The organism is Bacillus sp. MYb78, from assembly GCF_002975115.1.
GTDB lineage: Bacteria > Bacillota > Bacilli > Bacillales > Bacillaceae_G > Bacillus_A > Bacillus_A cereus.
In genome coordinates, this window is record NZ_PCOB01000001.1 from 529,415 (window position 1) to 554,675 (window position 25,261).

Below are 25,261 nucleotides of genomic sequence, written 5' to 3' on the forward strand. Positions count from 1 at the left end.
GTGAGAACAATTCCATGTACTTTATTCATATAAGGAGTATTTATAGAAGATTTACTAAAGGAGCGTATTACTCATGCTAGAACAAGGACTAGATTATGTTGTCAAATTGGCTAAAAGCAAAAAGAAAATGCTAGATACAAACCCAATGCAATATTTCATTCGTGCTGCACTTGCGGGTATTTATATCGGTTTTATTATTGTACTATGTTTTAAATTAGGTAACTTTTTTCACATTGCAGATTCACCAGCAACTTATTTAGCTGCTTCTATGTTTTTCGGGATTGCTCTCGTACTTATTATATATGGCGGTGCTGAATTGTTTACTGGAAACACAATGTACTTTACTGTAGCAACTTTAAGAAAAGAAACAACGATTTCTGATACACTTCGTAACTGGGTTGCTTGTTATGCAGGTAACTTAGCCGGCGCGTTATTCTTTGCCTTACTATTTTACGCAACTGGAATTTTTGAAGCAATTGATCACGGTCACCTAATGAATAAAGTCGTTGAAGGAAAGATGAACACACCTACAATGCAGTTATTCTTTAAAGCCATTTTATGTAACTGGCTCGTATGTCTTGCTTGCTTCTTACCATCTCAGGTTAAAGGCGACACGGCAAAAATAATGGTCATGATGCTACTTGTTTTCACATTCTTCTTATCTGGTTACGAACATAGTATTGCAAACTTGTCACTCTTTGCTTTATCTTTAGTTTCACCACATCCTGAGACAATTTCTTTTTCAGGTGCTATTCATAACTTAATTCCTGTTACAATCGGTAACATTATTGGCGGATCAGTATTTGTCGGTATGGTATACCACTACTTAACAAAAAAAACACCTGAAGTTCAACAGGAAGAAACTGAAATCGCAGCAGCTCAACAAGAAGAGATTATTCCTTTACAAGCACATATGAAACATTAAAAACTCCAAAGTTTTACTTTGGAGTTTTTAGCTTCCCACGTATTTAACAACAAAGTGAGGATTAATTTCTCCTTCTTCCTTTCCCTTATCCATTCTCTGTTTCATCTTGTGCATACCGATGACATCATTCGTATGAAGGTGAATTTCATTTACATATAACCCATCTGTACAAAAAGCTTCTACAAAATCCAGTCCATTTTTTGCTCCCCACCCCATATTAAAATCAAGGGAAAGAATATTCACATCATAATCCCGAACCATTTGCAAAGCACATTCTACTGTAGTTGCGGGCACATACCCGAACGGGCAACTTCTTTGATCATCCATATATACGTTCATTTTCTATTCCCTCTCTAATTTGAATATGCGGCCAATACATAACATATTGCCCCAAGACTAATAAAAGGACCAAATGGAATTGGTTTTCGTACTTCTATACGTTTTAATACGATACCCACCCCAAAGAAACAAAGACTGAAACAAGATGCTAAAAATAAAATGATAAAAACGCCTTTCACTCCTACTATAAACCCAAGTAATGAAAGTAGTTTTATATCACCTCCGCCAAGCCCTTCTGGATATATCTTTTGCATGCAATATAACAAAATGAATATAACACCACTACCAACTATACTATCTGTCCAAGTAACTAATTGTACAAAAACACTTTCAAGAATGAGTAAAACGGCAAACGAAATTAAAATACAATCAGGAATTAACATATATAAGTAATCTGTAACTGAAATAATAAGAAGTAGCGAAAAAAGGGATAAAATGATAATAAGCTCTCGTTCTATTCCAATCATATACACGGTAAGAAGAAATATACTTCCTGTTATACATTCAAATGCTACATACATAATTGGAATTTTCCTCTTACAATTCGTACAACAGCCTCTTTGTATATAAAATGAAATGATGGGGATTAGTTCTTTTGGCCTTAGCACATATTTGCAATAATAACAATGTGAACGCGGGGTAATAATAGACGCACCTAATGGAACCCTCATCGCAACTAGCATAAAAAAAGAACCAAACACCATCCCTGCTAACAGTGCATATAAATAAGTGAACATCCCTTCCTCTCCTTTCCCAAAAAACATAGCAAAAAAAGGAGAGAACTTCTACTTCATATTATCCTTTATTCTACTAAAAAGCAGGCCATTTTCTGGCCTGCTTTCCCCTCTTTTATACGATAAAATATACTGCTTTTAATGGTCCATGTACTCCGACAACAAGATTCATCTCAATGTCAGCCGAGTTACTTGGCCCTGTAATAAAGTTAATACAAGATGCCGCTGTCTCCCCATTTTCTACGCGTAAGTTCATATCCTGAACTGCTTGTGTAATACGAGGCACAAGTGTTTCACGTGGAATAATAGCAAAATATACAGTCGGTAAAAAGTGTAAAGAACGTCCTTGCCCTTTATGACTTTGTACAACAATTGTACCAGATTCAGCTAATGTATAATCACTAAATGCAATACCAATATTCGCTTTTTCAGCTAAACGCATATTTTCGTCTTTTCTCTCTGGATCCCATACGTTTACTTCAACGTCTCGCTTTGGAAGTTCTTCTTTAAATAAAGATGTTAAACCATATGCATCAAAACGCTCATCTGCTGATAATAAAATAGGTCCACCGCCGTTTTCCATGATTACTTTTTGAAGGTCTTCACCTAATCGGTCATTTGTCGTTTCTACTACAGTTGTATGAATGTTTGTACATTGCTTTTTAAACACTTCTAGTAATTCTTCTTGTGAACAATCTTTTAACGTTTCTATATTCACATTACTTTTCCATACTGGTCGCTCTACACCTTCTGTTTTACGCGCGCGCCCAAGTTCTTTTGCAATGTTATCTAGAAAGGCATCACGGTTTTGAATTAATCCTGTCATTATTTATCCCCGCCTTTCTTATGATCTTTATACCAATCACGGAATCGCTCTTTACTTGGAGCTGGGAATTCCCGAATATCCGTCCAGTTTTTAAGTGGTCCAACACCTTTTGATACACGATTACCAGATGTAAATGGACTCATTGCCGCTGGTGCCATTTTTGATCCCATTTTATATAAAGCAGCTGAAGAAGCACCCATACTAAACATTTTCATCGCTAGTTTTTCTGCAAGTGGTGCACGACCTTCTTGCTCAACAATAACTTGACGATGTTTTAATAATAAATCATGCAATGGAATTTTTACTGGACAAGCTTCTGTACATGCTCCGCATAAACTAGATGCATAAGGAAGCTCTTTGTAATCATCATATCCACCTAGAAGCGGTGTTAATACCGCACCGATTGGTCCTGAGTAAATCGATCCATATGAATGTCCACCAACGTGACGATATACAGGACATACATTAACACAAGCAGCGCAACGAATACATTGTAATACTGAACGGAATTCAGATCCCAGAATTTGAGAGCGACCATTATCAACAACAACTAAGTGGAATTCTTCAGGTCCATCAACTTCCTCTTCTTGAATTGGTCCTGCTACTGTTACATAACTTGTTAATTTTTGACCTACTGCACTACGACATAGTAAACCAACTAAAACATCTAATTCTTCCATTGTCGGAACCATACGTTCCATACCCATTACCGCAATTTGTGTTTTCGGAATTGACATAACAAGATCTGCATTACCTTCATTCGTTACTAAACAAAGAGAGCCAGTATTTGCAACAGCAAAATTACAACCAGTTACACCAATTTCTGCATCCATAAATTTCTCACGAAGTTGTTTACGAACAAACTTTGTCATTTCATACGGGTCATCAGAATTTTCATAGCCTAGCTTTTCTTTAAATACATCGCGAATTTGCGTTCTATTTTTATGAAGTGCAGGTGCAATAATATGTGAAGGTGGATCGTTATCTACTTGCAAGATATACTCTCCTAAGTCACTCTCTAACACTTCACAGCCAATCTCTTCAAGCGCATGATTCATACTGATTTCTTCTGTTACCATCGACTTTGATTTTACTACTTTTTTCGCTTGTTTCTTTTTGGCAACGTCTTGAATATACTTTGCTGCTTCCTCTTTCGTCTTCGCAAAGTACACGTGTCCGCCTCTTTTTGATACATTTTCACTTAACTGCATTAAATAATAATCAAGATTTTCTAACGTATGTTGACGAATTTGTTCACCTAGTTCTCGCCACTCTTCCCAGTTTCCTAATTCATCTGCGGCTTTTAAGCGATTCGTATATAAACGCGTTTGTGCAGAAGAAACTGCTCCGCGCATAAACGAATCTTGAATTCCATCACCAACGCGATCATTAAATTTTTTCTCACTGATTTTCATAGACATAGCTTATGTTCCCCCTTCATGAGCGACTATTCAGTACCTCAGCAATATGCATTACTTTTACTTCTTTTCCTAAACGCTCAATACGTCCGCCAATGTTTAACAAACACCCACAATCTGCACCGATTAAATAATCTGCACCTGTTTCCATTACACTATCTACTTTTTCGTCTACCATTTGCTCAGAAATTGGAGTCATCTTAACTGAAAACGTTCCCCCAAACCCGCAACAATTTTGCACGTTTGGTAAATCTCTCACAGTTAATCCTTTTACATTTGATAATAAAATTCCTGGTGCTTCTTTTATTCCGAGCATACGTGTCATATGACATGATTTATGAATAGTAGCTATCCCTGGTAAACTTGCACCAACATCTGTAACTTTTAAAACATCTACAATAAACTGTGTAAATTCATAGGTTTTATCAGCAACTTTTTGTGCACGTTTAGCCCACTTTGGATCATCTTTGAAAACATGCGGATACTCATGAAACATTGTCGCACACGAACCAGATGGCGTAACGATATATTCTGCATCTTCGAAAGTTTCAATCATATGTTTCATCGCTTCTTTTGCTGCTTCTACATGGCCACTATTATAAGCAGGCTGGCCACAACAAACTTGTGCTTCTGGAAATTCAATTTCACAACCTAAACGCTCCAACACTTCAACTGTTGCTTTGCCGACATTTGTTTCGAACATATCGACTAAACAAGTAACAAATAAAGTAACTTTCATAACTATTACTCCCCCTTTTTACAACTTCGCCAACAAACATATGGTCATCAGATGACTGAGTAGAGAAGAAATAGGCTCAACCATGGCCTATCCTCTCCCTCTTCTAAAGAAAACGCTTACTTAATCTTTCTCTATTTTATCAGAAAATTAAATTTTTAAAAGATTAAATTACGAATTTATATCGTTTTTACCTGTGACAATATGTTCTACATTTGTTAAATGATCTAGCATTGCTTGCTGCGCTAATTCTACATCTTGTTTTAACACCGCATCATATATAACTTGATGCTCTTCTATAAGTCGTTCTGATGTCGTTTGTTCACCATATAAAATAATGCGTCTTGATTCACCAATCGTTTCAGCAATCATCTCTGAAACATGATTCATGAGTTCAAGCAAAATGTTATTATGCGAAGACTCTGCAATTCCCATATGGAATTGAAAATCGGCTTTTTCGCCAGCCTTTTCATCTCCAATGCTCTTTGCCATTTCATCTAACCAATGTTTCATATTTTGTAAATTATCTTCCGTACGTTTTGCCGCCGCTACTCGAACTGCCCCCACTTCAAGCACCTTTCGTACTTCTAATAAATTCAAAATATCTTCTTTCTTCATTAATAATCTATTGTTTAATGATTTCGTTAATGAAGAAGAATCGAAGTTCTTCACATATGTACCTTCTCCTTGTTTCATCTCAATTAAGCCCATCGCTCTTAGCGCACTTAGCGCTTCACGAACAGCAGATCTACCAACTTGAAACTGCTCAGCTAATTGATGCACAGGGAGTAGTTTGTCACCAGGTTTTAACGTACCATTTTTAATCATTGTTAAAATAGCTTCAGATACTTCTTCGTAAATTTTTTTCGGTTTAATAGATTTGTACTCCAGTTAAATCACCTCAGTATCTTCCAAACAACAATTGAAACGATTTATAAGAACTTTGCATCATAACTATTTTAGACCGAATTGATAAGAAGTACAAATGTTTTGTTCATAAAATAGTCAAATTTTCGATATTTATTACATATTAATTTATATTTTTACGTATAAAGTGAAACTTTAATCAGTAGGGGTTTTGTTCATCCCCCACTGATTATTAGCCCTCACCAATCGGGCTTTTACGGACAGCAGGGCCTCCACCTAACTTCTTTGCTTCCGTTGAATTTTGAGGTGAGGGTCTTACTGTCCGGCAAATAGCGGGATAAATATTTTCTTCAATATAAAGAACATGTCCTAAAAATTAGAACATGCCCCCCTCATCCTGTACATTCAGTTTAATAATAACCGTTGTTCCCTTATCTTTTTCACTTTCAATTTTCCAATGTCCACCATGTATATGAACAATTTGTTTCACAATAGCAAGGCCTAAACCTGTTCCACCGTGTTGACGACTTCTCGCTTTATCAACTCGGTAAAAGCGTTCCCCAAGATTCTCCAAATGCTCTATATCAATGCCAATTCCTGTATCTTTTATTTTCAATTCACAGTAATCATCGATTTGCTCTAAAGTTATAACGATATTTCCGTTTTGATTTGTATACCGTATCGCATTATCTAACACATTATGAAGCACTTGTTGCATACGATCCTCATCAATCATGACAATGATCTCTGGATTTAAATTGGTTGAAATATGAAGTTCCTTTTCTATAAACTTAATCTCATACGTATCTAATACGTCTTCAATCAGCTGTGAAAAAACGATAGGTTGCTTCTTTAACGGAAAGTGCTCACCTTCTAATTGTGCTAAGTCTAACAAGTCATGAACGAGACGCTGCATACGACCTGCTTCTTTATGAATTAGCTGCGTTACTTTTTCCTGCTGCGGTCCCTTGGCAACGCCATCTAAAATAGCCTCGCTATACCCTTTTATATAACTAAGTGGTGTTCTAAGTTCATGCGAAACATTTGCTAAAAATTCCTTACGCTTTACATCTTCTGTTTCTAATGAATTGGCCATTTTATTAAATGCTTTTCCTAGTCGTCCAATCTCATCCTCTGAAGAAACTGTAATCCGCTCCGAGAAATCTCCCGTAGCCAAATGATTTGCAACCCGTTCCATTTGCGAAAGTGGCTTCGTAATTGCAATTATAATTTTTCTTCCAACCCATATAGTAATTAAAATCATAGCAATTGCTAACGGTGCTAAAATAAGACCCATATCATAGATTAAATCTTTTATACTTTTTAAAGGAATATACGAATAGACAATTCCGACTAATTTTTTATTTTCCAATACAGGGATGACAACCCCCATAATATTACGGTCAAAATGTTCTTCATATCCTATTTTTGTCACAGTTTTCCCATCTAATAGCGTTTGCCTATCTCCTTCACTTATAAGGGAATGATGATGCACATCAAAAGGCAAACATGCACTTAAATCACGCGGATTAGACACGAAAATAACGTCTGAACTAGATATTTGATCAAACGATCTTACTTTCTCTTCAAAAGTTGATATTCCTTCGTGCTTATCATATTGGGCAGCAAGATTTTTTCCTTCCATTACTAATGAACCTTTTAAATTATCAACGTATAGTTTTTCATACGAGTATAAAGATACGAAATAAAGAAAGGACACTGTTACACATACTGCACATACTACTGTAAGCCAAAGTTTTTGTACCATTGTAAACATACGTTACACCTCGAATTTATAGCCTACACCCCAAACAGTTTGAATGTAGTTTCCACTTTCTCCAAGCTTCAAGCGCATCGTTTTCACGTGCGTATCTACTGTTCTTGTACTTCCGGCATAATCATATCCCCATACCTTTTCAAGTAATTGCTCCCGGCTAAATACTTGTCCTGTATGCTGGCAAAGAAAATATAGTAAATCAAACTCTTTTACAGTAAGAGAAATCGACTCACCATCCGCCTCGATTCTTCTACTTTTTTCATTGATAAGAATTGGTCCAAATTGAATCTCTTCTTGCTGTTCTTGTTTTGTATATCTTCTTAACACAGCTTCCATACGGGCAACTAATTCACCAGGACTAAACGGTTTTACAATATAGTCATCTGCTCCCATACGTAAACCGTTCACCCTATTCCACTCTTCACCTTTTGCGGTTAAAAATATAATCGGTACATCTGACGTTTTTCTAATTTCTTTACAAACTGAAAGTCCATCCATTTCTGGCATCATAATATCTAATACAACGAAATCATAATGATCCGTTTCTAGTTTTTTAAGAGCCTCTTTTCCATTCTCAGCTTCTCCCCACTCATATCCAAAGTTATCCAAATACATTCCAACAAGCTGCCTCATATCACTTTCATCATCTACAACTAGTACTCTATATTTATTCATTGTCCTTCCCTTCCCTCTCTATGAGTTGAAACGGTCCTTTTCCGACTTTAATTGTTTGTTTTATTTTCAAATTCTTCATATCCATAACGCACACTTCATCACTATCATAACTGGCTACATATCCTTCTGCTCCGCTCTCCAAAAATGCAAATGGATTTGATCCTACTTCTACAGAAGCTATTTCTTTATATGTGCTAATATCAAACTTTCTAAGTGTATTCGACCCATGACTTAATGCATATACGTACTTACTATCCTTCGTTATATTCACAGGCATAAATGGAGCATGTAAAGAACGTACCATTTCTCCATCCTGCAAAGAATATACTAACACTTTCTCATTTACTTGATTTCCATCACCATGTCCGCCAATCCATATTTCTTTCCCATCAGGACTAATCGTTGCTCCTGTTGATGCTGGTGGAATCATAAAGGATTGAACAACTTCTTTTTTCTTCGTATCAATTGTCGTTAGTTTCGTATCATAAAAGTTTAATACAGATAACCGATTATGATACTCTACCATCGTTATAGGTCCTTTGCCTGTTGAAACATTTCCTGTCTCTTTCCCATTTATCGTAAAGAACCTTACCTTTTGAACATTTTGATCGGCAGCAAATAATTGTTTTTTATCTTCTGATACGACCACATTTACAATGCCCTTTCCAGTTTTATATTTTCCCACTTGCCTTCCTTCCGTTAGTGAATATACATACATATATTCTAATTGCTTACCGTATACAAGTATTTCCTCACCATTTGGAAGCAGTGTGATTCCGGCCATTGGCTCATTTAGTTCCCATGTCGTGATTAACTTTTTATCTTTTTTATCAATAAAACTAATACTGCCTTCTTTTATATTCGTTGTTATAATAACATTTTTATCTTTAGCAATTGGTGTATACGAACTTCCTTGACACCCTACTAATAGAAATAAAAAACAGAGAAGAAAAACATACTTTCTCAAAAGATTCCCTCCATCTTCGGATGATTTCGTTATAATTGTAAAATAACAAATAAATGTGTGGAAAGTGTGAAATTTTCCTTTCTTACTCAATTTACATATATAATGTACAACAAATAGAATTTGAGGTGTGTCAATTATGCTATTTCCTGATTTAGCGAATAAAATTGTACGAGAAGTACGCAGACTAATTACAGAAAATATTATTATCATTAATATAGAAGGCGTTATTATCGCAAGTACAGATACAGAAAGAATTGGTCAATTTCATGAAGGTGCACTCCGCTGCGCCAAACAAAAGAAAACCGTCATCATTACAAAAGAAGATGAAAGGCGATTGCAAGGTGTAAAGGCTGGGATGAATCTTCCTTTATTATTTCATGATGAAGTAATTGGTGTCATTGGAATTACAGGAGAACCTGAAAATATTTCACGCTACGGCGAAATATTGCGTAAGATGACCGAATTATTAATTCATGAAAACTACTTTTTAGAGCAACTAGAACTTGAGCACCGTTCTTATGAAGCTTTTGTCTTTGATTGGCTTCAAAATACAGAGTGGTCCCCGAGTTTTCTTGATCGCGCCAAAACACTTGGCATTGATTTATATAAGAAAAAACAACTTATTTTGTTTTCTATTGGCAAAAATGACACGATGCTCCAGCGTAAAATATGGCAACACATACGTAATATTTTAACAAAAGAGCATCTATTTGTTCGTTGGGGAAATGATCGTTTTATTTTATTTACAGCAACGAGCTCCAAAGAGCAAACTTATCAATTTTTAAAACGGTTAAAACAAGACTGCGAAACTTTATTTTCTATTCCTTTATATATCGGGATTGGACAAACAGTTACCTCAAACAATATGAACATATGTTACGAACAAGCATTACGCGCTCTTTCTGTATCATTGGAAACGAAAAAAATTGTATTTAATGAAGATTTACGTTTAGAAATGTGTTTACAAGATATTTCTGCCGAAACGCGTGAACAATTTCTAGAGCGTACCATCGAAAACTTATTATCATTTCCTGAGCTTATGCATACTTTGCGCTTATTTATCGATTATAACCAATCTTATAAACAGACGGCTAAACAATTACATATACACATTAACACATTACATTACAGGCTAAAAAAGATTGAAGAACATACAGGACTTGATCCAAAACAATTCAAAGACTTAAACGTTTTATACTTCGCACTCCTCCTATTAGATGATCATACAAAAAAGAACGATAAAACAGATTAATCTTCAGATGATTACACATAGAAAGAATCCCTCGACTTTTTTATCATTATAATGAAAGCACTGTTACCACGTTGTTTATTATAACTAAGCACGTTAACAGTTTGAGGAGGATTTCCAATGTTAGAAAAACAAATTATTCATTCATTCGTATCTATTGTTGGCGAAGATAATGTAGATACATCCAATATGGGGCGTTTAACTTATAGTTATGATGCCACTCCAAACTTCCAAGCAATGCCTGATGCAGTCATTGCTCCTCGTAATACAAATGAAGTAGCTGAAGTGTTAAAAGTATGTAACACTCACAAAATTCCTGTGTATGTGCGCGGGTCTGGAACAAATCTTTGCGCAGGAACATGTCCACTTGAAGGCGGTATCGTCCTTATTTTCCGCCATATGAACAATATTTTAGAAATTGATGAAGAAAACTTAACAATTACTGTACAAGCTGGTGTCATTACACTTGATATTATTAAAGCGGTAGAAGAAAAAGGTTTATTTTATCCACCAGATCCAAGCTCGATGAAAATTTCTACAATCGGCGGTAATATTAATGAAAACTCAGGTGGATTACGCGGTTTGAAATACGGCGTAACACGTGATTATGTAATGGGGCTTGAACTTGTCTTACCAAATGGCGATATTATTCGCACTGGTGGTAAATTAGCAAAAGATGTAGCTGGTTACGATTTAACTCGTTTATTTATCGGTTCTGAAGGAACACTTGGCGTGGTAACAGAAGCTATATTAAAACTTGTTCCTATGCCTGAAACAAAGAAAACAATGCTTGCATTATATGAAGATATTAATGAAGCTGCACGTGCTGTTTCTTCTATTATTGCAAATAAAATTATTCCAGCAACCCTTGAGTTTTTAGACCAACCGACAATTGAAGTTGTAGAAGAGTTTGCACAAATCGGTTTACCAACTGACGTAAAAGCAATTTTATTAATCGAACAAGACGGCCCGCCCGAAGTAGTCAATCGAGATATTGAAAACATGGCTAACGTTTGCCGCTCTATGAATGCAGTTGATGTTCGCATTGCAAAAGATGAAACAGAAGCAGATGCGCTTCGTACTGCTCGCCGTAGTGCTCTATCAGCGCTCGCACGATTAAAACCTACTACAATATTAGAAGATGCGACTGTACCACGTTCACAAATCGCTCCAATGGTTGAAGCTATTAATGCCATTGCAAAAAAATATAATATTCCTATTTGTACGTTTGGACACGCTGGTGATGGTAACTTACATCCAACTTGTATGACAGATGCTCGTAATGCAGAAGAAATGCACCGAGCTGAACAAGCTTTTGCTGAAATATTTGCGAAAGCAATTGAACTTGGTGGCACAATTACTGGTGAACATGGTGTTGGTGCAATGAAAGCTCCATATTTAGAAATGAAATTAGGTAAAGAAGGTATTGCAGCTATGCAAGGAATAAAGCAGGCTTTCGATCCAAACAACATTATGAACCCTGGAAAAATGTTCGCGAAAGACACTCGAAAAAGAGTGGTGGTTGAGCGATGACCACATTAAATAAAGAAAATATTCAAAAAGAATTTAAAGAACGATTAAGTGAAGATGAGCTACTTAACTGTATGCGATGCGGTTTTTGTTTACCTACTTGTCCTACCTACATTCAATCCGGATACAAAGAGTCACATTCACCGCGCGGACGTATCGCATTAATGAAAGCAGTCGTTGATGGTTTAATCGAACCAGATGAAGATGTTGAAAATACATTAAACGTTTGTCTTGGTTGCCGTGCTTGTGAGCCTGTTTGTCCATCTGGTGTAAATTATGGACATTTATTAGAAGAGGCTCGAGATATTATTAATCAAAATAAAAAATTCTCAATGCCAGTGAAAGCTGTTCGAAAAGTCGTTTTTGAAGGATTATTCCCCCATCAAAATCGAATGCGAACATTAACCGGACTAATCGGATTTTATCAACGTTCTGGTTTACAAACGCTAACACATAAAACAGGTATTATGAAGTTATTCCCTGAAACACTTGCAACGATGGATCTCGTTTTACCAAAAGTCCCTAAAATGAAAGCAATGAAAGATCGTCCTTCATTTTTACCTGCAGAAAGTACAAAGAAAAAACAAGTTGCATTCTTCGCAGGCTGTTTAATGGATACGATGTTTTTAGAAACAAATAACGCAACGATGAAACTTCTTCAATTAGCTGGTTGTGATATTGTTATTCCGAAAACACAAAGTTGTTGCGGTGCATTGCATGGACATGCTGGTGAAAAGAGTGGAGCAAAAGAATTAGCAAAGCGAAATATAAAAGCATTCGAAGATTTAAACATCGACTATATTATTACGAATGCAGGAGGTTGCGGAGCTTACCTCGTAGACTATGATTATCTTTTAAAGGATGATCCGGATTGGGCTGAACGTGCTAAGCAGTTTGTTTCTAAGATTAAAGATATTACTGCTATACTAGTAGAACTAGACTTCCATAAGCGAACTGACTTACGACTCACGCCGCAGGTTATTACGTATCAAGACTCTTGTCATTTACGCAATGTTATGCGCACATCTTCTGAACCTCGTATGTTACTAGAGGCTATCCAAGGTGCAACATATCGAGAAATGAAAGATGCGGACCGCTGCTGTGGCTCTGCTGGTATTTACAATATTGTTCATTCAGAGTTATCAATGGAATTTCTAGATTACAAAATGGACCGTGTGCATGAAACAGACGCAGCAACCATTGTTACTGCAAATCCAGGTTGTTTATTACAAATGAAATTGGGCATTGAGCGAGAAGGGCTTTCTCATAAAATGAGAGGAATTCACATTGTGGATTTATTATTAGAAGCAATTGAAACTAACTCGTAATAACTCGTAACATACGTAATAATAGGAAAACGGCTATCTCCTTCGTCTATGTAAAGAGATAGCCGCTTTTTTGTCTGCTACAACATTAAAAATATGTTACTTTATTATAAAAAAGAACAACAGAAACATTACAGTTTTGTAAAAATCAATCCATTATATTCCTCAAAAAATCGCTCAAACCATTGATACAATAGGATTCTTCATTTTCTATTTAGGTAACTTTATCCAAAAACCCCCTCTTAAAACCAAGTATAAAAACACTATAAATTCCTTTTATACTCTATATTTCTCTTATTTTTGCTCCCTTCTTCTCTTAGGATAAATTAGGTAATTTTAAAGTCTATGAATTTTTTTCCATCTTTTTTCTCGCAAATTATATGCTACGATGAATTTGTCAGTCAGACAGGCTGTCAAAAACAAATCGTGTGAAAACAAATTAAAACTTTATATAGGGGGACACACATCATGAAAAAGCGTGTTTTATTATCTGTAGCTGCTGCAACAGCTCTTACTTTAGGAGTATCTTCTCTAGATGCACAAGCTGCAACAGTACAACCATCTAACATAAAGGTTCAAAATATTCAGCATTCAAAAGTGATGATGAAGCAAATGAGCCAACAAGAACTACAAGCATTCTTACAATCTATGGGAGTTGAATCATTAGCACAATGGCAACAAGGAAACTTCCAACCAAACTGCTTCATTCCTGGTCAACAACCTACTGAAAATGTTGTAACTGAGCAACCAACAGCTAAGCCAGAAACTCAAAAGCCTGCTGAAGAAGTTCAAAAACCAGAAGCTCAAAAGCCTGCTGAAAACAACAATACGCAAAAACCTGCTGAACAAAAACCAGCTGAGCAAAAGCCTGCTGAAGAAGCAAAATCTTTAAGCGAATTCGAACAACGTGTTGTTGAATTAACAAACGCTGAGCGTGCAAAACAAGGTTTACCAGCACTAAAAATCGATACTGAATTAAGCAAAGTAGCACGTATTAAGTCTGAAGACATGCAAAAAAACAACTACTTTGATCATAACAGCCCTACATACGGGTCTCCGTTTGACATGATGAAGAAATTTGGTATTTCTTATACATCTGCAGGTGAAAACATCGCTCAAGGCCAACGTACACCTGAAGAAGTGGTACAAGCTTGGATGAACAGCGCTGGACACCGTGCAAACATCTTAAATAACGGCTTCACTCACATCGGTGTTGGTTATGTAGAAAGCGGCAACTACTGGACACAACAATTTATTACAAAGTAAATAGATTAAAAGAGTCTTCTCATAATGAGAAGACTCTTTTTTAAGTTTCATAACTTTCTATTATGTATGAATAGAAAATATATAACATAAATAGCATAGATCCACAGCTTATTACACTAAGCAATACATAAAATCCCCACTCTAAGTTCAAAAACAATGAAAACAATATGCCACATGCCATCACTTGAAAAATCCGTCTACTTACTAAACGAATTTTTTGTAATTTAATTGGGTCTTTTTCTTTGCCTTTTATTTTCTTAAATTCTTTACTCAGCATAAAAAGAAACATACTAATCCCAATCGTTAATCCTGTTTGAAAGGATATCAAATCCTCAAAATTAATAAAGAGGATAAGCATATGAATAAACAACATAAATAACGTAATTTTCTTTATAAATCCGTCTATAATACCATGCTCTCTTTCATTAAACTTAAATATATTATGTGAAATAATATACAAAAATCCATATGAAAAAATAATAAAACAAGGAATAAATGCTACAACAACTTGTTTACTCATAAACTCGTTTGGCTCACCATTTACATTCCAATGTACTGCCATACGAGTTGGTAAATAGGGATAGAGACATAGAGTAACTAAAAGACAAGCGAAAAATATTCCAAGTACATACTTATATTTGATCAAGTGATTCTCACCTCTCTTTTCTCTTAACGGCTTCGCTCCTTTTAGAGAAATCCCTGCAAAAATCTACTTTTTTCAAATTAAAACTTATACTTTACGCATTTTCTTTTTGAAATTCTCTTATTTTATTATCTAACTTTGTAGGAAACGGCACATCAACTTCAATCGCTTCTTTCGTAATTGGATGCAAGAAATTTATCTTCATCGCATGCAATGCTTGACTGGACATATATTTTGTTTGTCCACCATATAATACATCCCCAACTAGTGGATTACCATTATGGCTCATATGAACACGAATTTGATGCGTTCTACCCGTTTCTAATTGTAACGTTACGAAAGTCGTGTTTTGCTTCTTAAAATACTTTTCTACTTTATAATATGTGATAGCTTGGTTACCTTTTGGAGAAATACGACGCCTTGTAGCATGATGGCGATCCCTTCCAATAGCAGCATCAATCGTTCCTTGTTTCCCCTTTACTTTCCCTTCAACGAGCGCTGCGTACGTCCTTTTAATTTTTCGTTCCATTAATAAACGATCCATAATTGCACCAGCAATTCTATGCTTAGCAAATACGACACCACCTGTCGTATCTTTATCTAAACGATGAATATGACGCACCTTCGCCTCTAAACCTTGCATTTGAAAATGAAAAGCAACAAGATTTGCAAGCGTCCCGGTTCCACCTTTTTCAGCAGGATGTGTGTCCATTTTCTCTGGTTTATTTACGATGAGTACGTGATCATCTTCGTATACTACATGCAATTCACCATATTCTGGATCCACACCGTACTCTTCCTCCGCAAACATATGAACTTGTAACTTATCGTTCTCTTTTAAAAGCTCATTCCATCTTCTTTGTTCTCCGTTAACCGTAACACCTTTTTCCATACGAAGCTGATGTAATAGCTTTTTCGGTATTTCCCATTCTACTTTTAATACCGATTCAATACTTATACCATTCCATTTAGCTGGAACGGTAATTTCACACCATTCGCCCTTTTTCTTTGTTTCCATACTGTTTATCACCTTATTTCTATTGATTCTCTCATTGTAACGGAAAACACACTTTGTTGCACCGTCAAAAATAGAGGACAGTCTTATAATAGACTGCCCCTCAAGCTCTAAGTCTTTTCATTTCTAACAATACTTCTTCAGCTTTTTGTTCATACGATAAATCTTTAAAGAAATCCGCCAACCTTTTATAGTCATTGTAAGCATCTAATAAATCGTCCATCCTTTCTATTTTCATCACTTGTTGTTTTTGTTTCATTTTTACTGGATAACGATAACCTGATACTTCTTGTATTTTGTAATACTCATCCTCTACTTGAACGACCTTTACAAGTTCTTCCTCCTCTGCATCCATCGTATACCCGTCAAATTCTCTAAGTAGTTCATAAATGATATGAGTCCATTCATCTTTTGGATAAAATCCCTTTTCTAACCGATAACCGACAATGCGATACATATGCCCATCGTTTTCTGCAAACTGTACTGTATCATTTAACTTAAACTTAAAATAACGAAACATTGCCTTCACCTACTTGTATGTAATGTTCTTATCACATACTATTTGCAAAATGTAGGTCTTGCTATTCATAAAAAAATGCTCATCAATATGATGAGCATTTTTTTACGATGATTTTTCTCGTTTTTTTCGAAATGGTAACCACCAATTCCAGTCTCCAAATAACTTCATTAAGCTTGGAACGAGCATAAGACGAATAATTGTTGCATCAAGAAATATTGCTAATGCCACGCCAAGCCCCATCTGCTTTACTGGTAAAATATCAGTAAATGCGAATGCACCCGTTACAACAATCATAATTAATGCAGCTGATGTAATGATTCTACTTGTTGAAACGAGCCCTTCTAACGTTGCTTGATCGTTATCTCCTGTTTCTTCATAGAGCTCGTGAATACGTGAAATAAGAAATACTTCATAATCCATACTAAGCCCAAATACGAGGCCAAAAATGAAGATTGGTAAGACAAACAGAACCGGACTCGCTTCTAAACCGAAATGACCACCTTCAAATAACCAAACAACAATTCCAATGGTTGCACTCAAACTAAGTATATTCATAATAATTGCCTTAATTGGAATGAGTATAGATCGGAATGCAAATAATAATATAACAAAGGTCGATCCAAATATAACAGACATACCAATTACAACTTTATCTTTAATTTCATCTTCTAATTCTTGTTGAAACGTCGTCATTCCGCCTAGATAATACGTAACATTCGTTTCTTTATAGTTCTTTTTAAAGTCACGCACCCACTGTTTTGCAGTCTCTGTACGTGGTTTTGTTTTCAAAAAAACTTCTATCGTCGTCTTATTCCCTTTTGTGTATGCTTCAAATACAGGAGTTAGTTTTGCTGCTTCTGGCGACTGCAATATTCCAGCAACTTGATCTGCTTTCATTCCAGTTAACCCGTCGTATAAACTTCTTACTTCATGTACTTTTTTATCATCTTTTAACGTTTGAACGACTTCTTCTATCTTTTGTAGACTTTCTTTTTCTTTCATATCTTTTTTCGTCTCTACAACTAACGTAACATCAGCGTGTGTTTTGACAGTTTTATTAAATGCTTCTTCATACTTTTCATATGCAATCCTTGTATCACTCTTTTCAGGTAAAGCTTCAACACTAGGGAACTGCAAATTAGCTGTACGTAACGGTAATAAGCAAATAACAATAAATGTTGTAACAACAACAATCATTGCAATTGGATGTTTCATCACAAATTGTGCAAATTTACGCCATGCTTTTGCCGGCGTATGTGCTACTTGATTCTTTTTTAATATTTTTTTACCGATTAACGATAATAACGCTGGAAGAAGTGTGAGTGAGAATAAAATACTCATAATCACAACAATCATTCCGCTAATTGCGACAGATTGAATATAATCTATCTTAAAGAAAAACAAACCGGATAACCCAACAAATACGCATAATCCTGAAAATACAATTGCACGTCCTGCCGTCTGATATGTAATTGCTATCGCTTCTTTTACCGTTCGTTTAGCAACTTCCTCTCGAAAACGGTTCACAAATAATAGCGCAAAATCAATAGATAGTGCAAGTCCAATCATCGGTGCAACGTTTAACACGAAAATAGATAGTTCTTTATCCACACCGATGAAATACAATATACCCATCGTGCTAATAACACTAAGCGCTCCATTCAAAATCGGTAAAATTGATGCCAAAAGGCTACCAAACGAAAATAGTAATACAAGAAACGCAATTGGTAATCCAATCATTTCTGCTACTTTTAAATCATTTTGCGTTCTTTCATTAATCTCTTGATTAATTTTCGGAAATCCTGTAGGTGTTACTTTTAATGCTACATTACTTTCTTTCTCAATCTCATTAGCAAATTGTAATGTCTTTTCCATTCTTTCTTTATTTGTTTTCCCGGAAAATAAAATTGTTGCATAACCGATGTCATCTTGTAGCATTTCTTTATTTTGGATTGGGTGATGGAAAGATTCATAGTTCTCTTTCTCTTGAACATTCTTTACAATTTCATCTATTCGCTTTTTAAATTCCTCATGCGAAGCATCTTTATTTTTCTCAAAAACGAGCAGAAGCGTATCTTGAGACTTCTTAAAATCTTTATCTAAAATTTCTTTTGTTTTTTGATAGTCTCCTTCCGTTTGGAAACCGTCACCACCTAATACTCCCGGTAGCTTTGGAGCAAAAATCCCAAGTGCGATTGCAAGCAACAGTAACGCTACAATTACTGTATAACGAAATTGATACAAAAAAGCTCCTAACTTCCCCCACTTATCAACTTTATGAACATTTGTCTTCACACATTTTCACCTACTTTAAATAATTCAATTGTCACTTATACTGTATCATATCTTTATACAAACAAAAAACGCCTAGGAACACTATAATGATAGTTTTTCCAGGCGTTTTTTCTATCTCTCTTTATTAAGCCCCAATCTCTCAGTAAGTAAACGATGATAGTAAATAGCGATAACTAACAAAATACCACCTACGCAGTAACCAGCTAAAATATCAGTTGGGTAATGTACATCTAAAATGACTCTACTTAATCCAATCGATAGGATTACTATACCCATCAAAATCGTTATGACACATTTCCCAGCTATGCTTTTCAAATTAGCAGCAATGATATAAGCAAGAAATCCAAATGTCATAATCGATAGCATTGCATGTCCACTAGGAAAACTATATCCAAGTGCATCTAACGCTTCATTTAATGACGGACGTTCTCTCTTTACAATCTCTTTTATCCCTTTATTCACAAGATGTGTTATTAAAATTCCCATTGGATACACAATCATCGCAGCATAATAACGCTTCTTCCAAAAAACAAGCAAACTTATAACGAGCGTAGCAGCTATCCCAATTGCTGACCCCAATTTTGTAAAGTACGAGAAAAATGTAAGGGAACTTTCCGTTTGTAGCCCTTTTACTAATCCGCGGACATATGTATCCATTACTGTAACGCCACCTGCATGTACGCGCCAAGCAACAATACTAAATACAGCAAATAATAAACCGATACATATTACCTCATACTGATGTAACTTCTTCTTCAAACGATTTCCTCCTACTATGAAAAAATGCGATTTCTACTTTAGAAACCGCATTTTCTTACTTATTTACCTTTTGTTTTTAGCTCTGTCCAGTAACGATCATAGTCTTTTAACTTATCGTCTACATCAACAAGCCATTCTGTACGATCTAACTCTTCTTTCGTTAAGAAAATCATGTGATTATCACGGTATTCTTTACTATGAAGAGGATGAGCTTTTTCATTTGGATTACTGTAACCAATTGACTCGTAGTTTTTCACACTTACTTTTTCATCAAGTAAGTAGTTCATAAACTTCTCAGCAAGCTCTTTATGTTTTGCACCCTTTGGAATTGCTAACGTATCAGCCCAAATTGTGCCGCCTTCTTTTGGTACAACGTATTCTACATCTTTATTATCTTTTGCGATAAATGCTGCATCTCCAGACCAAACTGTTCCGATCCAAGCATCTTCTGTAATGAATTTTTGTTTAATGTTATCTGTATCAAATGCTAATAAGTTTGGAAGCAGCTTCTTTAAATCATCTGCTGCTGTCTTTAACTCTGCATCTTCTTTTGTACTGTTTGAGAACCCGTGCTTCTTAAGACCCACTCCTAATACTTCACGAGAATCGTTTAATAACGTTACATGTCCTTTATATTTCTCATTCCATAAGTCAGCCCAGCTTGTAGGTGCTTCTTTCACATACTTTTTATTGTATGCAATCCCTGTTACACCCCAAGTGTACACTAAAGAATATTTATTCTCTGGATCAAACGCAGGTGTTTTGAAATTAGAAACCATGTTTTCGATATTTGGGATATTCTTTTTATCTAACGGCGCTAATAAATCCATTTTTGCCATTGTTTTAACCATGTAATCAGATGGTTGAATTAAATCATACTTTGCGCCACCAGCTTGTAATTTCGCAAGCATTTCTTCGTTACTTGCGTACTTATCATAGTTAATTTTCACATTATACTTCTTTTCAAAATCTCTTAGCACTTGCTCATCAAAATTGTCAGCCCAGCTATAAATATTTAATTCTTCTTTCTTTTCACCACAACCAGCAAGCACACCAGCAACAAGGCTAAAGCTAATTGCTGCGCCAGCTATTCTTTTCATTAATTTCATCGGTTTATTACCCCCTCGTACTTTCTATATCGTTCGTATTATAAAGGAAGGTGTCCTCCAGAGTTTTCTTCACCATCTGCACCTTTGTTACGGAAGATTTCAGATAGAACCATTAATCCTACGATAGAAACAATTAAAATTGTAGAAAGAGCATTAATTTCTGGTGATACTCCGCGCTTAACCATACTGTAAATGTATAATGGCAATGTTGTTGATCCTGGTCCTGATACGAAGAAACTAATTACAAAATCATCAATTGATAATGTGAATGTTAATAATGCTGCTGAAATAACTCCCGGTGCAATTGCTGGGAACGTTACAAAACGAAACGTTTGCCAAGGCGTTGCTCCTAAATCATTTGCAGCTTCTTCTAAGTCACGTCCCATACTTGAAAGACGCGCAGCTAAAATAACAACAACAAACGAAATACTAAATGTAATATGTGCAATAATAATCGTTGTTTGTCCAAGTTCCATTCCTAGCTGACTGAAAAGAATTAGTAAAGATAATCCCATTAAAATATCAGGAATTAAAATTGGTAAATATACAAGGCCATTAATAGCCCCTTCGAAACGATATTTATAACGATGTAAAGCAATCGCAAAGAATACACCAAGTACCGTTGTCACAATCGTTGTTATAACTGCAATCGTAATACTATTTACAAATGCATCAATAACATCTTGTTTTTGAAATAAATCTGTATACCAATGGAATGTAAAACCTTCCCACTCCGCATTAATGCGAGAGTCGTTGAAAGAATAGACCATTAAAACCATCATTGGAAAATACAAGAATAACAAAATTAACCAAGAATAAGAAACTAAAAACTTCTTCATCTTTGCCTATTCCCCTCCGTTCTCATTATATTTATATACTTTCGTTGCACGATAATATAAGTAAATTAACAGAACAGAGAATAGAACAACGATAATCGATAACGCAGATCCAAACGGCCAGTCACGTGCACCTAAGAATTGGTTTTGAATAACGTTTCCGATTAATGCTACTTTCGATCCGCCCATCACGTCTGATACAACAAACATTCCGATAGAAGAAACGAATACTAAAATAGAACCAGTCGCAATTCCTGACATTGTCATCGGCACTGTTATATTCCAAAATGCCTTTATTGGTGTTGCTCCTAAATCATAAGCCGCTTCTAGCTTACGCTTATCCAGCTGCTCAATTGCTGCATACACTGGTAAAATCATAAATGGTAATAAAGAATAGACCATTCCGAGTATTACAGAAGGCGTATTATATAATAAATTTAACGGTTCACTAATAATGCCGAGTTTTAATAACAACGTATTCACAAGACCTTGTGAACGTAAAATAACAATCCATGCGTATGAACGAACAAGAAAGTTAATCCAAAACGGGATCGTTGCCAATAATAAAAGAATAGAACGATATTTGCGGTCAACAATTGTAATTGTATACGCAAATGGATAACCAATTAATAAACATATTACTGTAGTAATAACTGCAATCTTAACAGTTTCCCATAACGTTCCTAAGTACAATGGATCAAACACACGGGATATATTCTCCAGCGTAAATTGCATTTCTACTGTCCCGTAAGCTCCGCGCTGCATGAAGGCGAATCCTAATACGAATACGAGCGGGATTAGGAAGAAAATTAACAGCCACGCGACTGTAGGTAGTGCGAGTAATTTCCCTTTTTTCAATTTAAGGTCACCTCGTCCTCTTGCTCCCAGCCTACATATACATTATCTCCAATGCTCCACTGCACTGCCTCTTCAGCAGTTTGATATGCCATTAGTAATTCTGATGTTTTCTCATCACGTACATAAAGCTTCTCCATATTTCCGACAAACTCGATATCTTCAATATGTCCAAGATGGTATTCTTTTAAAATTGGTTCTTCAACCGAACGTACTTTCACATTTTCAGGGCGAATTGCTACATAGCCTTCCCCATTTTTCACAATATTATTTTCACCGATGAATGTCGCAACGAACAATGTTTTCGGCTTATTATAAATTTCTTTCGGCGTTCCAATTTGTTCGATATGTCCTTTATTCATAACGACGATACGATCGCTCATGCTCATTGCTTCTTCTTGATCGTGCGTTACGTATATAAACGTAATTCCTAAATTACGTTGTAAGTTTTTCAATTCACGTTGCAAGTCTTTTCGTAACTTAAAGTCAAGCGCTCCAAGTGGCTCATCTAATAGTAATACACGCGGATTATTTACAATCGCTCTTGCAATTGCAACACGCTGCTGTTGTCCACCAGAAAGCTTAGCAGGTTTACGATTACGGAACTCAAGTAACTGCGTTAAACGCATTGCCTCTTCAGCACGCTCTTTCTGCTCTGCTGCTGATACTTTCTGCATTTTCATACCAAAACAAATATTCTTCTCTACTGTCATATGTGGGAATAGTGCGTAATGTTGGAACACTAGGTTCATATGACGCTTATATGGCGGCAAATCGTTAATTCTTTCATCATCTAATAAAAGATTCCCTTTAGTTGGAGTTTCAAATCCTGCGATCATACGAAGTAAAGTCGTTTTCCCGCAGCCACTCGGCCCTAAAATTGTTAAAAACTCTCCCTCTTTAATATCTAAAGAAAGAGGTGGGATAATCACTTGATTTCCAAAATGTTTTTCAACTGCTTCAACTTTAATAATCTTTTTCATTTTCCCGTCCTATCTACCTTAAATTTTAAATTTTTATATTCATGAATAAATATTTATGTTCTATAGACTATTTTTTGTTTCGATCCAAACAAAAATGGTTATTTAGCAAGCGTTCGTTTCTATTCTTTATGTAGTATGTTTGATTCATTTTCGCATGATACATAACGTCGAACAGAAAAACCCCTTCCATCGCGAAGGGGCTATTATCATACGGCTACGCCTACTGATAAACACCATCATCATTTTAACAACTTTCGTATGAATTTTAAAGCACTTTTTGTAGAAGAGTAACGAATTTTCATGTCGAATGCTGTAGATTGGGCTAAAATGCTTTTATAATGTGAAAAAGTCCGAAAACTTTCTTCCCCATGATAACCCCCTAATCCACTACTTCCAACACCCCCAAAAGGTAAATATGGCGTGGCAAGATGATAGACAACATCATTAATACAGCCTCCACCATATGAAATATTACTCGTCACTTTCTTTTGTACTTCTTTATCTTCCGAAAATACATATAACGCTAACGGCTTCGGATGTTGCTGGATTGTGCCAATTACATCTTCTATATTGTCGTACTCTATGATTGGTAAAATCGGACCAAAAATTTCATCTTCCATAACAGCATCTTGCCATGTAATATCCGCTAGCACTGTCGGTTCAATATGTAATGTATCTTTCTTATAGTTTCCACCAATTACGACTTGACCATCTTGTAAAAATCCACATAATCGTTCAAAATGGCGCTCACTTACAATACGCACGTAATTTTCATTTTGCAAAGGTTCTTTACTATACTGCTCTGTGATTTCATGTCGCAGTGCCTCAACTAGCTGTTCTTTCACGGAAGAATGCACGTACATATAATCAGGCGCTACACATGTCTGCCCTGCATTTAAAAACTTACCCCAAACAATTCTTCTTGCTGTCATCTCTATCTTTGCATCTTTATGTACAATACAAGGACTTTTCCCGCCAAGTTCTAACGTAAGCGGCGTCAACTGTTTCGCTGCTGCTTCCATTACAACTTTTCCAACGCCAACACTACCAGTAAAGAAAATATAATCAATTGGTTCCCTCAGCAAAGATGTACTCTCTTCAACGCCACCTTCTACTACCGCTACAAGCTCTTCTGGGAATAATTCACCTAACATTCTCTTAAGCACTTTTGAAACGCTTGGCGTTAACTCTGACGGCTTTAAAACGATTGTATTTCCAGCTGCAAGTGCTCCTACAAGTGGTGCAATTGCTAATTGAAAAGGATAGTTCCACGGTGCAATAATAAGCGTCACACCATACGGCTCTGGCACTACTTTTCCTTTTGATCCAAAATGAGTGAGTGCTGTTCGAACTCGCTTCGGTTTACTCCACGATGACATATGTTTCAATTGAAAGGAAATTTCTTTTAATACATATCCAACTTCCGTTGTAAACGACTCGTGAACTGACTTATTTAAATCTAATTTCAATGCCTGAAATATTTCTTCTTCAAAACGCTGAATGCCTTCATAAAGCTTCTTCAAATTATTCTTTCTCATTTCGATGCTTCTCGTACACCCTTTTAAAAAATATTCCTTTTGCCTACTTACAATAGAGGTAATACTCATTCACT

At 35.8% G+C, this 25,261-nt stretch carries 24 protein-coding genes; 5 read left to right on the forward strand and 19 right to left on the reverse strand.

The window, feature by feature from the left end:
* Positions 1–73: 73 nt before the first annotated feature.
* Positions 74–925: a formate/nitrite transporter family protein gene (locus CQ064_RS02885; RefSeq protein WP_000893034.1), complete on the forward strand. Its 852-nt coding sequence runs from the start codon at positions 74–76 to the stop codon at positions 923–925.
* A gap of 27 nt (positions 926–952) precedes the next feature.
* Here CQ064_RS02885 and CQ064_RS02890 read toward each other — a convergent pair whose 3' ends face one another.
* The 9 genes from CQ064_RS02890 to CQ064_RS02930 all read right to left on the reverse strand — a co-directional run bounded on the left by CQ064_RS02890 (position 953) and on the right by CQ064_RS02930 (position 9,264).
* Positions 953–1,264 carry a cyclic-phosphate processing receiver domain-containing protein gene (locus CQ064_RS02890; RefSeq protein ID WP_001103759.1) on the reverse strand — a complete coding sequence of 104 codons (312 nt, stop codon included), beginning with the start codon at positions 1,262–1,264 and terminating at the stop codon, positions 953–955.
* A gap of 14 nt (positions 1,265–1,278) precedes the next feature.
* The gene (locus tag CQ064_RS02895; RefSeq protein WP_000495719.1) at positions 1,279–2,001 is read right to left on the reverse strand and encodes a prepilin peptidase; all 723 of its coding nucleotides are present in this window, start codon (positions 1,999–2,001) and stop codon (positions 1,279–1,281) included.
* A gap of 112 nt (positions 2,002–2,113) precedes the next feature.
* On the reverse strand, positions 2,114–2,824 hold the full coding sequence (locus CQ064_RS02900) for a LutC/YkgG family protein (RefSeq protein WP_000147182.1): 711 nt from the start codon (positions 2,822–2,824) through the stop codon (positions 2,114–2,116).
* A complete protein-coding gene (locus CQ064_RS02905) occupies positions 2,824–4,245 on the reverse strand; it encodes a LutB/LldF family L-lactate oxidation iron-sulfur protein (protein ID WP_000061930.1) in 1,422 nt (473 codons plus the stop codon). Before CQ064_RS02905 ends, CQ064_RS02900 begins: the two co-directional genes overlap by 1 nt.
* 16 nt (positions 4,246–4,261) lie before the next feature.
* Entirely contained in the window at positions 4,262–4,981 is a 720-nt protein-coding gene (locus tag CQ064_RS02910; RefSeq protein ID WP_000869147.1) for a (Fe-S)-binding protein, read from the reverse strand.
* Positions 4,982–5,149: 168 nt separating this feature from the next.
* Complete coding sequence (locus tag CQ064_RS02915) at positions 5,150–5,839, reverse strand: FadR/GntR family transcriptional regulator (protein WP_254904515.1); 690 nt, start codon at positions 5,837–5,839, stop codon at positions 5,150–5,152.
* A gap of 382 nt (positions 5,840–6,221) precedes the next feature.
* Positions 6,222–7,622 (reverse strand): sensor histidine kinase, encoded by a 1,401-nt coding sequence (locus CQ064_RS02920; protein ID WP_000494810.1) that lies wholly within the window; start codon positions 7,620–7,622, stop codon positions 6,222–6,224.
* A 3-nt stretch (positions 7,623–7,625) separates the two neighbouring features.
* On the reverse strand, positions 7,626–8,297 hold the full coding sequence (locus tag CQ064_RS02925) for a response regulator transcription factor (protein ID WP_001046397.1): 672 nt from the start codon (positions 8,295–8,297) through the stop codon (positions 7,626–7,628).
* Entirely contained in the window at positions 8,290–9,264 is a 975-nt protein-coding gene (locus CQ064_RS02930) for a YncE family protein (RefSeq protein ID WP_001234156.1), read from the reverse strand. The genes CQ064_RS02925 and CQ064_RS02930 overlap by 8 nt, the downstream gene beginning before the upstream one ends.
* 136 nt (positions 9,265–9,400) lie before the next feature.
* Here CQ064_RS02930 and CQ064_RS02935 point away from each other — a divergent pair, with 136 nt between their 5' ends.
* From CQ064_RS02935 to CQ064_RS02950, 4 genes are all read left to right on the forward strand, one after another.
* Complete coding sequence (locus CQ064_RS02935) at positions 9,401–10,516, forward strand: CdaR family transcriptional regulator (protein ID WP_000898640.1); 1,116 nt, start codon at positions 9,401–9,403, stop codon at positions 10,514–10,516.
* A gap of 117 nt (positions 10,517–10,633) precedes the next feature.
* Complete coding sequence (gene glcD / locus CQ064_RS02940; protein ID WP_000890756.1) at positions 10,634–12,046, forward strand: glycolate oxidase subunit GlcD; 1,413 nt, start codon at positions 10,634–10,636, stop codon at positions 12,044–12,046.
* Complete coding sequence (locus CQ064_RS02945) at positions 12,043–13,371, forward strand: (Fe-S)-binding protein (RefSeq protein ID WP_000209624.1); 1,329 nt, start codon at positions 12,043–12,045, stop codon at positions 13,369–13,371. Before glcD ends, CQ064_RS02945 begins: the two co-directional genes overlap by 4 nt.
* Positions 13,372–13,836: 465 nt before the next feature.
* Positions 13,837–14,634 (forward strand): CAP domain-containing protein, encoded by a 798-nt coding sequence (locus CQ064_RS02950; RefSeq protein WP_000747576.1) that lies wholly within the window; start codon positions 13,837–13,839, stop codon positions 14,632–14,634.
* A gap of 40 nt (positions 14,635–14,674) precedes the next feature.
* Here CQ064_RS02950 and CQ064_RS02955 read toward each other — a convergent pair whose 3' ends face one another.
* The 10 genes from CQ064_RS02955 to CQ064_RS03000 form a co-directional block, all read right to left on the reverse strand.
* Positions 14,675–15,280: a DUF1648 domain-containing protein gene (locus CQ064_RS02955; protein ID WP_000599010.1), complete on the reverse strand. Its 606-nt coding sequence runs from the start codon at positions 15,278–15,280 to the stop codon at positions 14,675–14,677.
* 91 nt (positions 15,281–15,371) lie between these two features.
* On the reverse strand, positions 15,372–16,295 hold the full coding sequence (locus CQ064_RS02960) for an RluA family pseudouridine synthase (protein ID WP_000448346.1): 924 nt from the start codon (positions 16,293–16,295) through the stop codon (positions 15,372–15,374).
* 100 nt (positions 16,296–16,395) lie between these two features.
* On the reverse strand, positions 16,396–16,812 hold the full coding sequence (locus CQ064_RS02965) for a hypothetical protein (RefSeq protein ID WP_000490302.1): 417 nt from the start codon (positions 16,810–16,812) through the stop codon (positions 16,396–16,398).
* A 102-nt stretch (positions 16,813–16,914) separates the two neighbouring features.
* The gene (locus CQ064_RS02970) at positions 16,915–19,107 is read right to left on the reverse strand and encodes an MMPL family transporter (RefSeq protein ID WP_000856402.1); all 2,193 of its coding nucleotides are present in this window, start codon (positions 19,105–19,107) and stop codon (positions 16,915–16,917) included.
* A 111-nt stretch (positions 19,108–19,218) separates the two neighbouring features.
* A complete protein-coding gene (locus CQ064_RS02975) occupies positions 19,219–19,866 on the reverse strand; it encodes a phosphatase PAP2 family protein (RefSeq protein WP_000727783.1) in 648 nt (215 codons plus the stop codon).
* A gap of 59 nt (positions 19,867–19,925) precedes the next feature.
* Positions 19,926–20,975, reverse strand: coding sequence for a spermidine/putrescine ABC transporter substrate-binding protein PotD (potD, locus tag CQ064_RS02980; RefSeq protein WP_000772490.1), 1,050 nt, complete (start codon positions 20,973–20,975; stop codon positions 19,926–19,928).
* Between the two features lie 38 nt (positions 20,976–21,013).
* Positions 21,014–21,814 (reverse strand): spermidine/putrescine ABC transporter permease PotC, encoded by an 801-nt coding sequence (gene potC / locus CQ064_RS02985; protein WP_000714191.1) that lies wholly within the window; start codon positions 21,812–21,814, stop codon positions 21,014–21,016.
* Positions 21,815–21,820: 6 nt separating this feature from the next.
* Complete coding sequence (gene potB, locus CQ064_RS02990) at positions 21,821–22,669, reverse strand: spermidine/putrescine ABC transporter permease PotB (protein WP_000715500.1); 849 nt, start codon at positions 22,667–22,669, stop codon at positions 21,821–21,823.
* Positions 22,666–23,649, reverse strand: a complete 984-nt coding sequence (gene potA / locus CQ064_RS02995) for a spermidine/putrescine ABC transporter ATP-binding protein PotA (protein WP_000720334.1) — start codon at positions 23,647–23,649, stop codon at positions 22,666–22,668. Before potA ends, potB begins: the two co-directional genes overlap by 4 nt.
* A gap of 239 nt (positions 23,650–23,888) precedes the next feature.
* Positions 23,889–25,256, reverse strand: coding sequence for an aldehyde dehydrogenase (locus tag CQ064_RS03000; RefSeq protein WP_000029061.1), 1,368 nt, complete (start codon positions 25,254–25,256; stop codon positions 23,889–23,891).
* Positions 25,257–25,261: the final 5 nt, after the last annotated feature.

Excerpts from the sequence above, each read along its gene's own strand:
- CQ064_RS02885 (WP_000893034.1), top strand. The coding sequence starts at position 74 with ATGCTAGAACAAGGACTAGATTATGTTGTCAAATTGGCTAAAAGCAAA.
- CQ064_RS02890 (WP_001103759.1), bottom strand. The coding sequence starts at position 1,264 with ATGAACGTATATATGGATGATCAAAGAAGTTGCCCGTTCGGGTATGTG.
- CQ064_RS02895 (WP_000495719.1), bottom strand. The coding sequence starts at position 2,001 with ATGTTCACTTATTTATATGCACTGTTAGCAGGGATGGTGTTTGGTTCT.
- CQ064_RS02900 (WP_000147182.1), bottom strand. The coding sequence starts at position 2,824 with ATGACAGGATTAATTCAAAACCGTGATGCCTTTCTAGATAACATTGCA.
- CQ064_RS02905 (WP_000061930.1), bottom strand. The coding sequence starts at position 4,245 with ATGTCTATGAAAATCAGTGAGAAAAAATTTAATGATCGCGTTGGTGAT.
- CQ064_RS02910 (WP_000869147.1), bottom strand. The coding sequence starts at position 4,981 with ATGAAAGTTACTTTATTTGTTACTTGTTTAGTCGATATGTTCGAAACA.
- CQ064_RS02920 (WP_000494810.1), bottom strand. The coding sequence starts at position 7,622 with ATGTTTACAATGGTACAAAAACTTTGGCTTACAGTAGTATGTGCAGTA.
- CQ064_RS02925 (WP_001046397.1), bottom strand. The coding sequence starts at position 8,297 with ATGAATAAATATAGAGTACTAGTTGTAGATGATGAAAGTGATATGAGG.
- CQ064_RS02935 (WP_000898640.1), top strand. The coding sequence starts at position 9,401 with ATGCTATTTCCTGATTTAGCGAATAAAATTGTACGAGAAGTACGCAGA.
- glcD (WP_000890756.1), top strand. The coding sequence starts at position 10,634 with ATGTTAGAAAAACAAATTATTCATTCATTCGTATCTATTGTTGGCGAA.
- CQ064_RS02945 (WP_000209624.1), top strand. The coding sequence starts at position 12,043 with ATGACCACATTAAATAAAGAAAATATTCAAAAAGAATTTAAAGAACGA.
- CQ064_RS02950 (WP_000747576.1), top strand. The coding sequence starts at position 13,837 with ATGAAAAAGCGTGTTTTATTATCTGTAGCTGCTGCAACAGCTCTTACT.
- CQ064_RS02960 (WP_000448346.1), bottom strand. The coding sequence starts at position 16,295 with ATGGAAACAAAGAAAAAGGGCGAATGGTGTGAAATTACCGTTCCAGCT.
- CQ064_RS02965 (WP_000490302.1), bottom strand. The coding sequence starts at position 16,812 with ATGTTTCGTTATTTTAAGTTTAAGTTAAATGATACAGTACAGTTTGCA.
- potD (WP_000772490.1), bottom strand. The coding sequence starts at position 20,975 with ATGAAATTAATGAAAAGAATAGCTGGCGCAGCAATTAGCTTTAGCCTT.
- potC (WP_000714191.1), bottom strand. The coding sequence starts at position 21,814 with ATGAAGAAGTTTTTAGTTTCTTATTCTTGGTTAATTTTGTTATTCTTG.
- potA (WP_000720334.1), bottom strand. The coding sequence starts at position 23,649 with ATGAAAAAGATTATTAAAGTTGAAGCAGTTGAAAAACATTTTGGAAAT.
- CQ064_RS03000 (WP_000029061.1), bottom strand. The coding sequence starts at position 25,256 with ATGAGTATTACCTCTATTGTAAGTAGGCAAAAGGAATATTTTTTAAAA.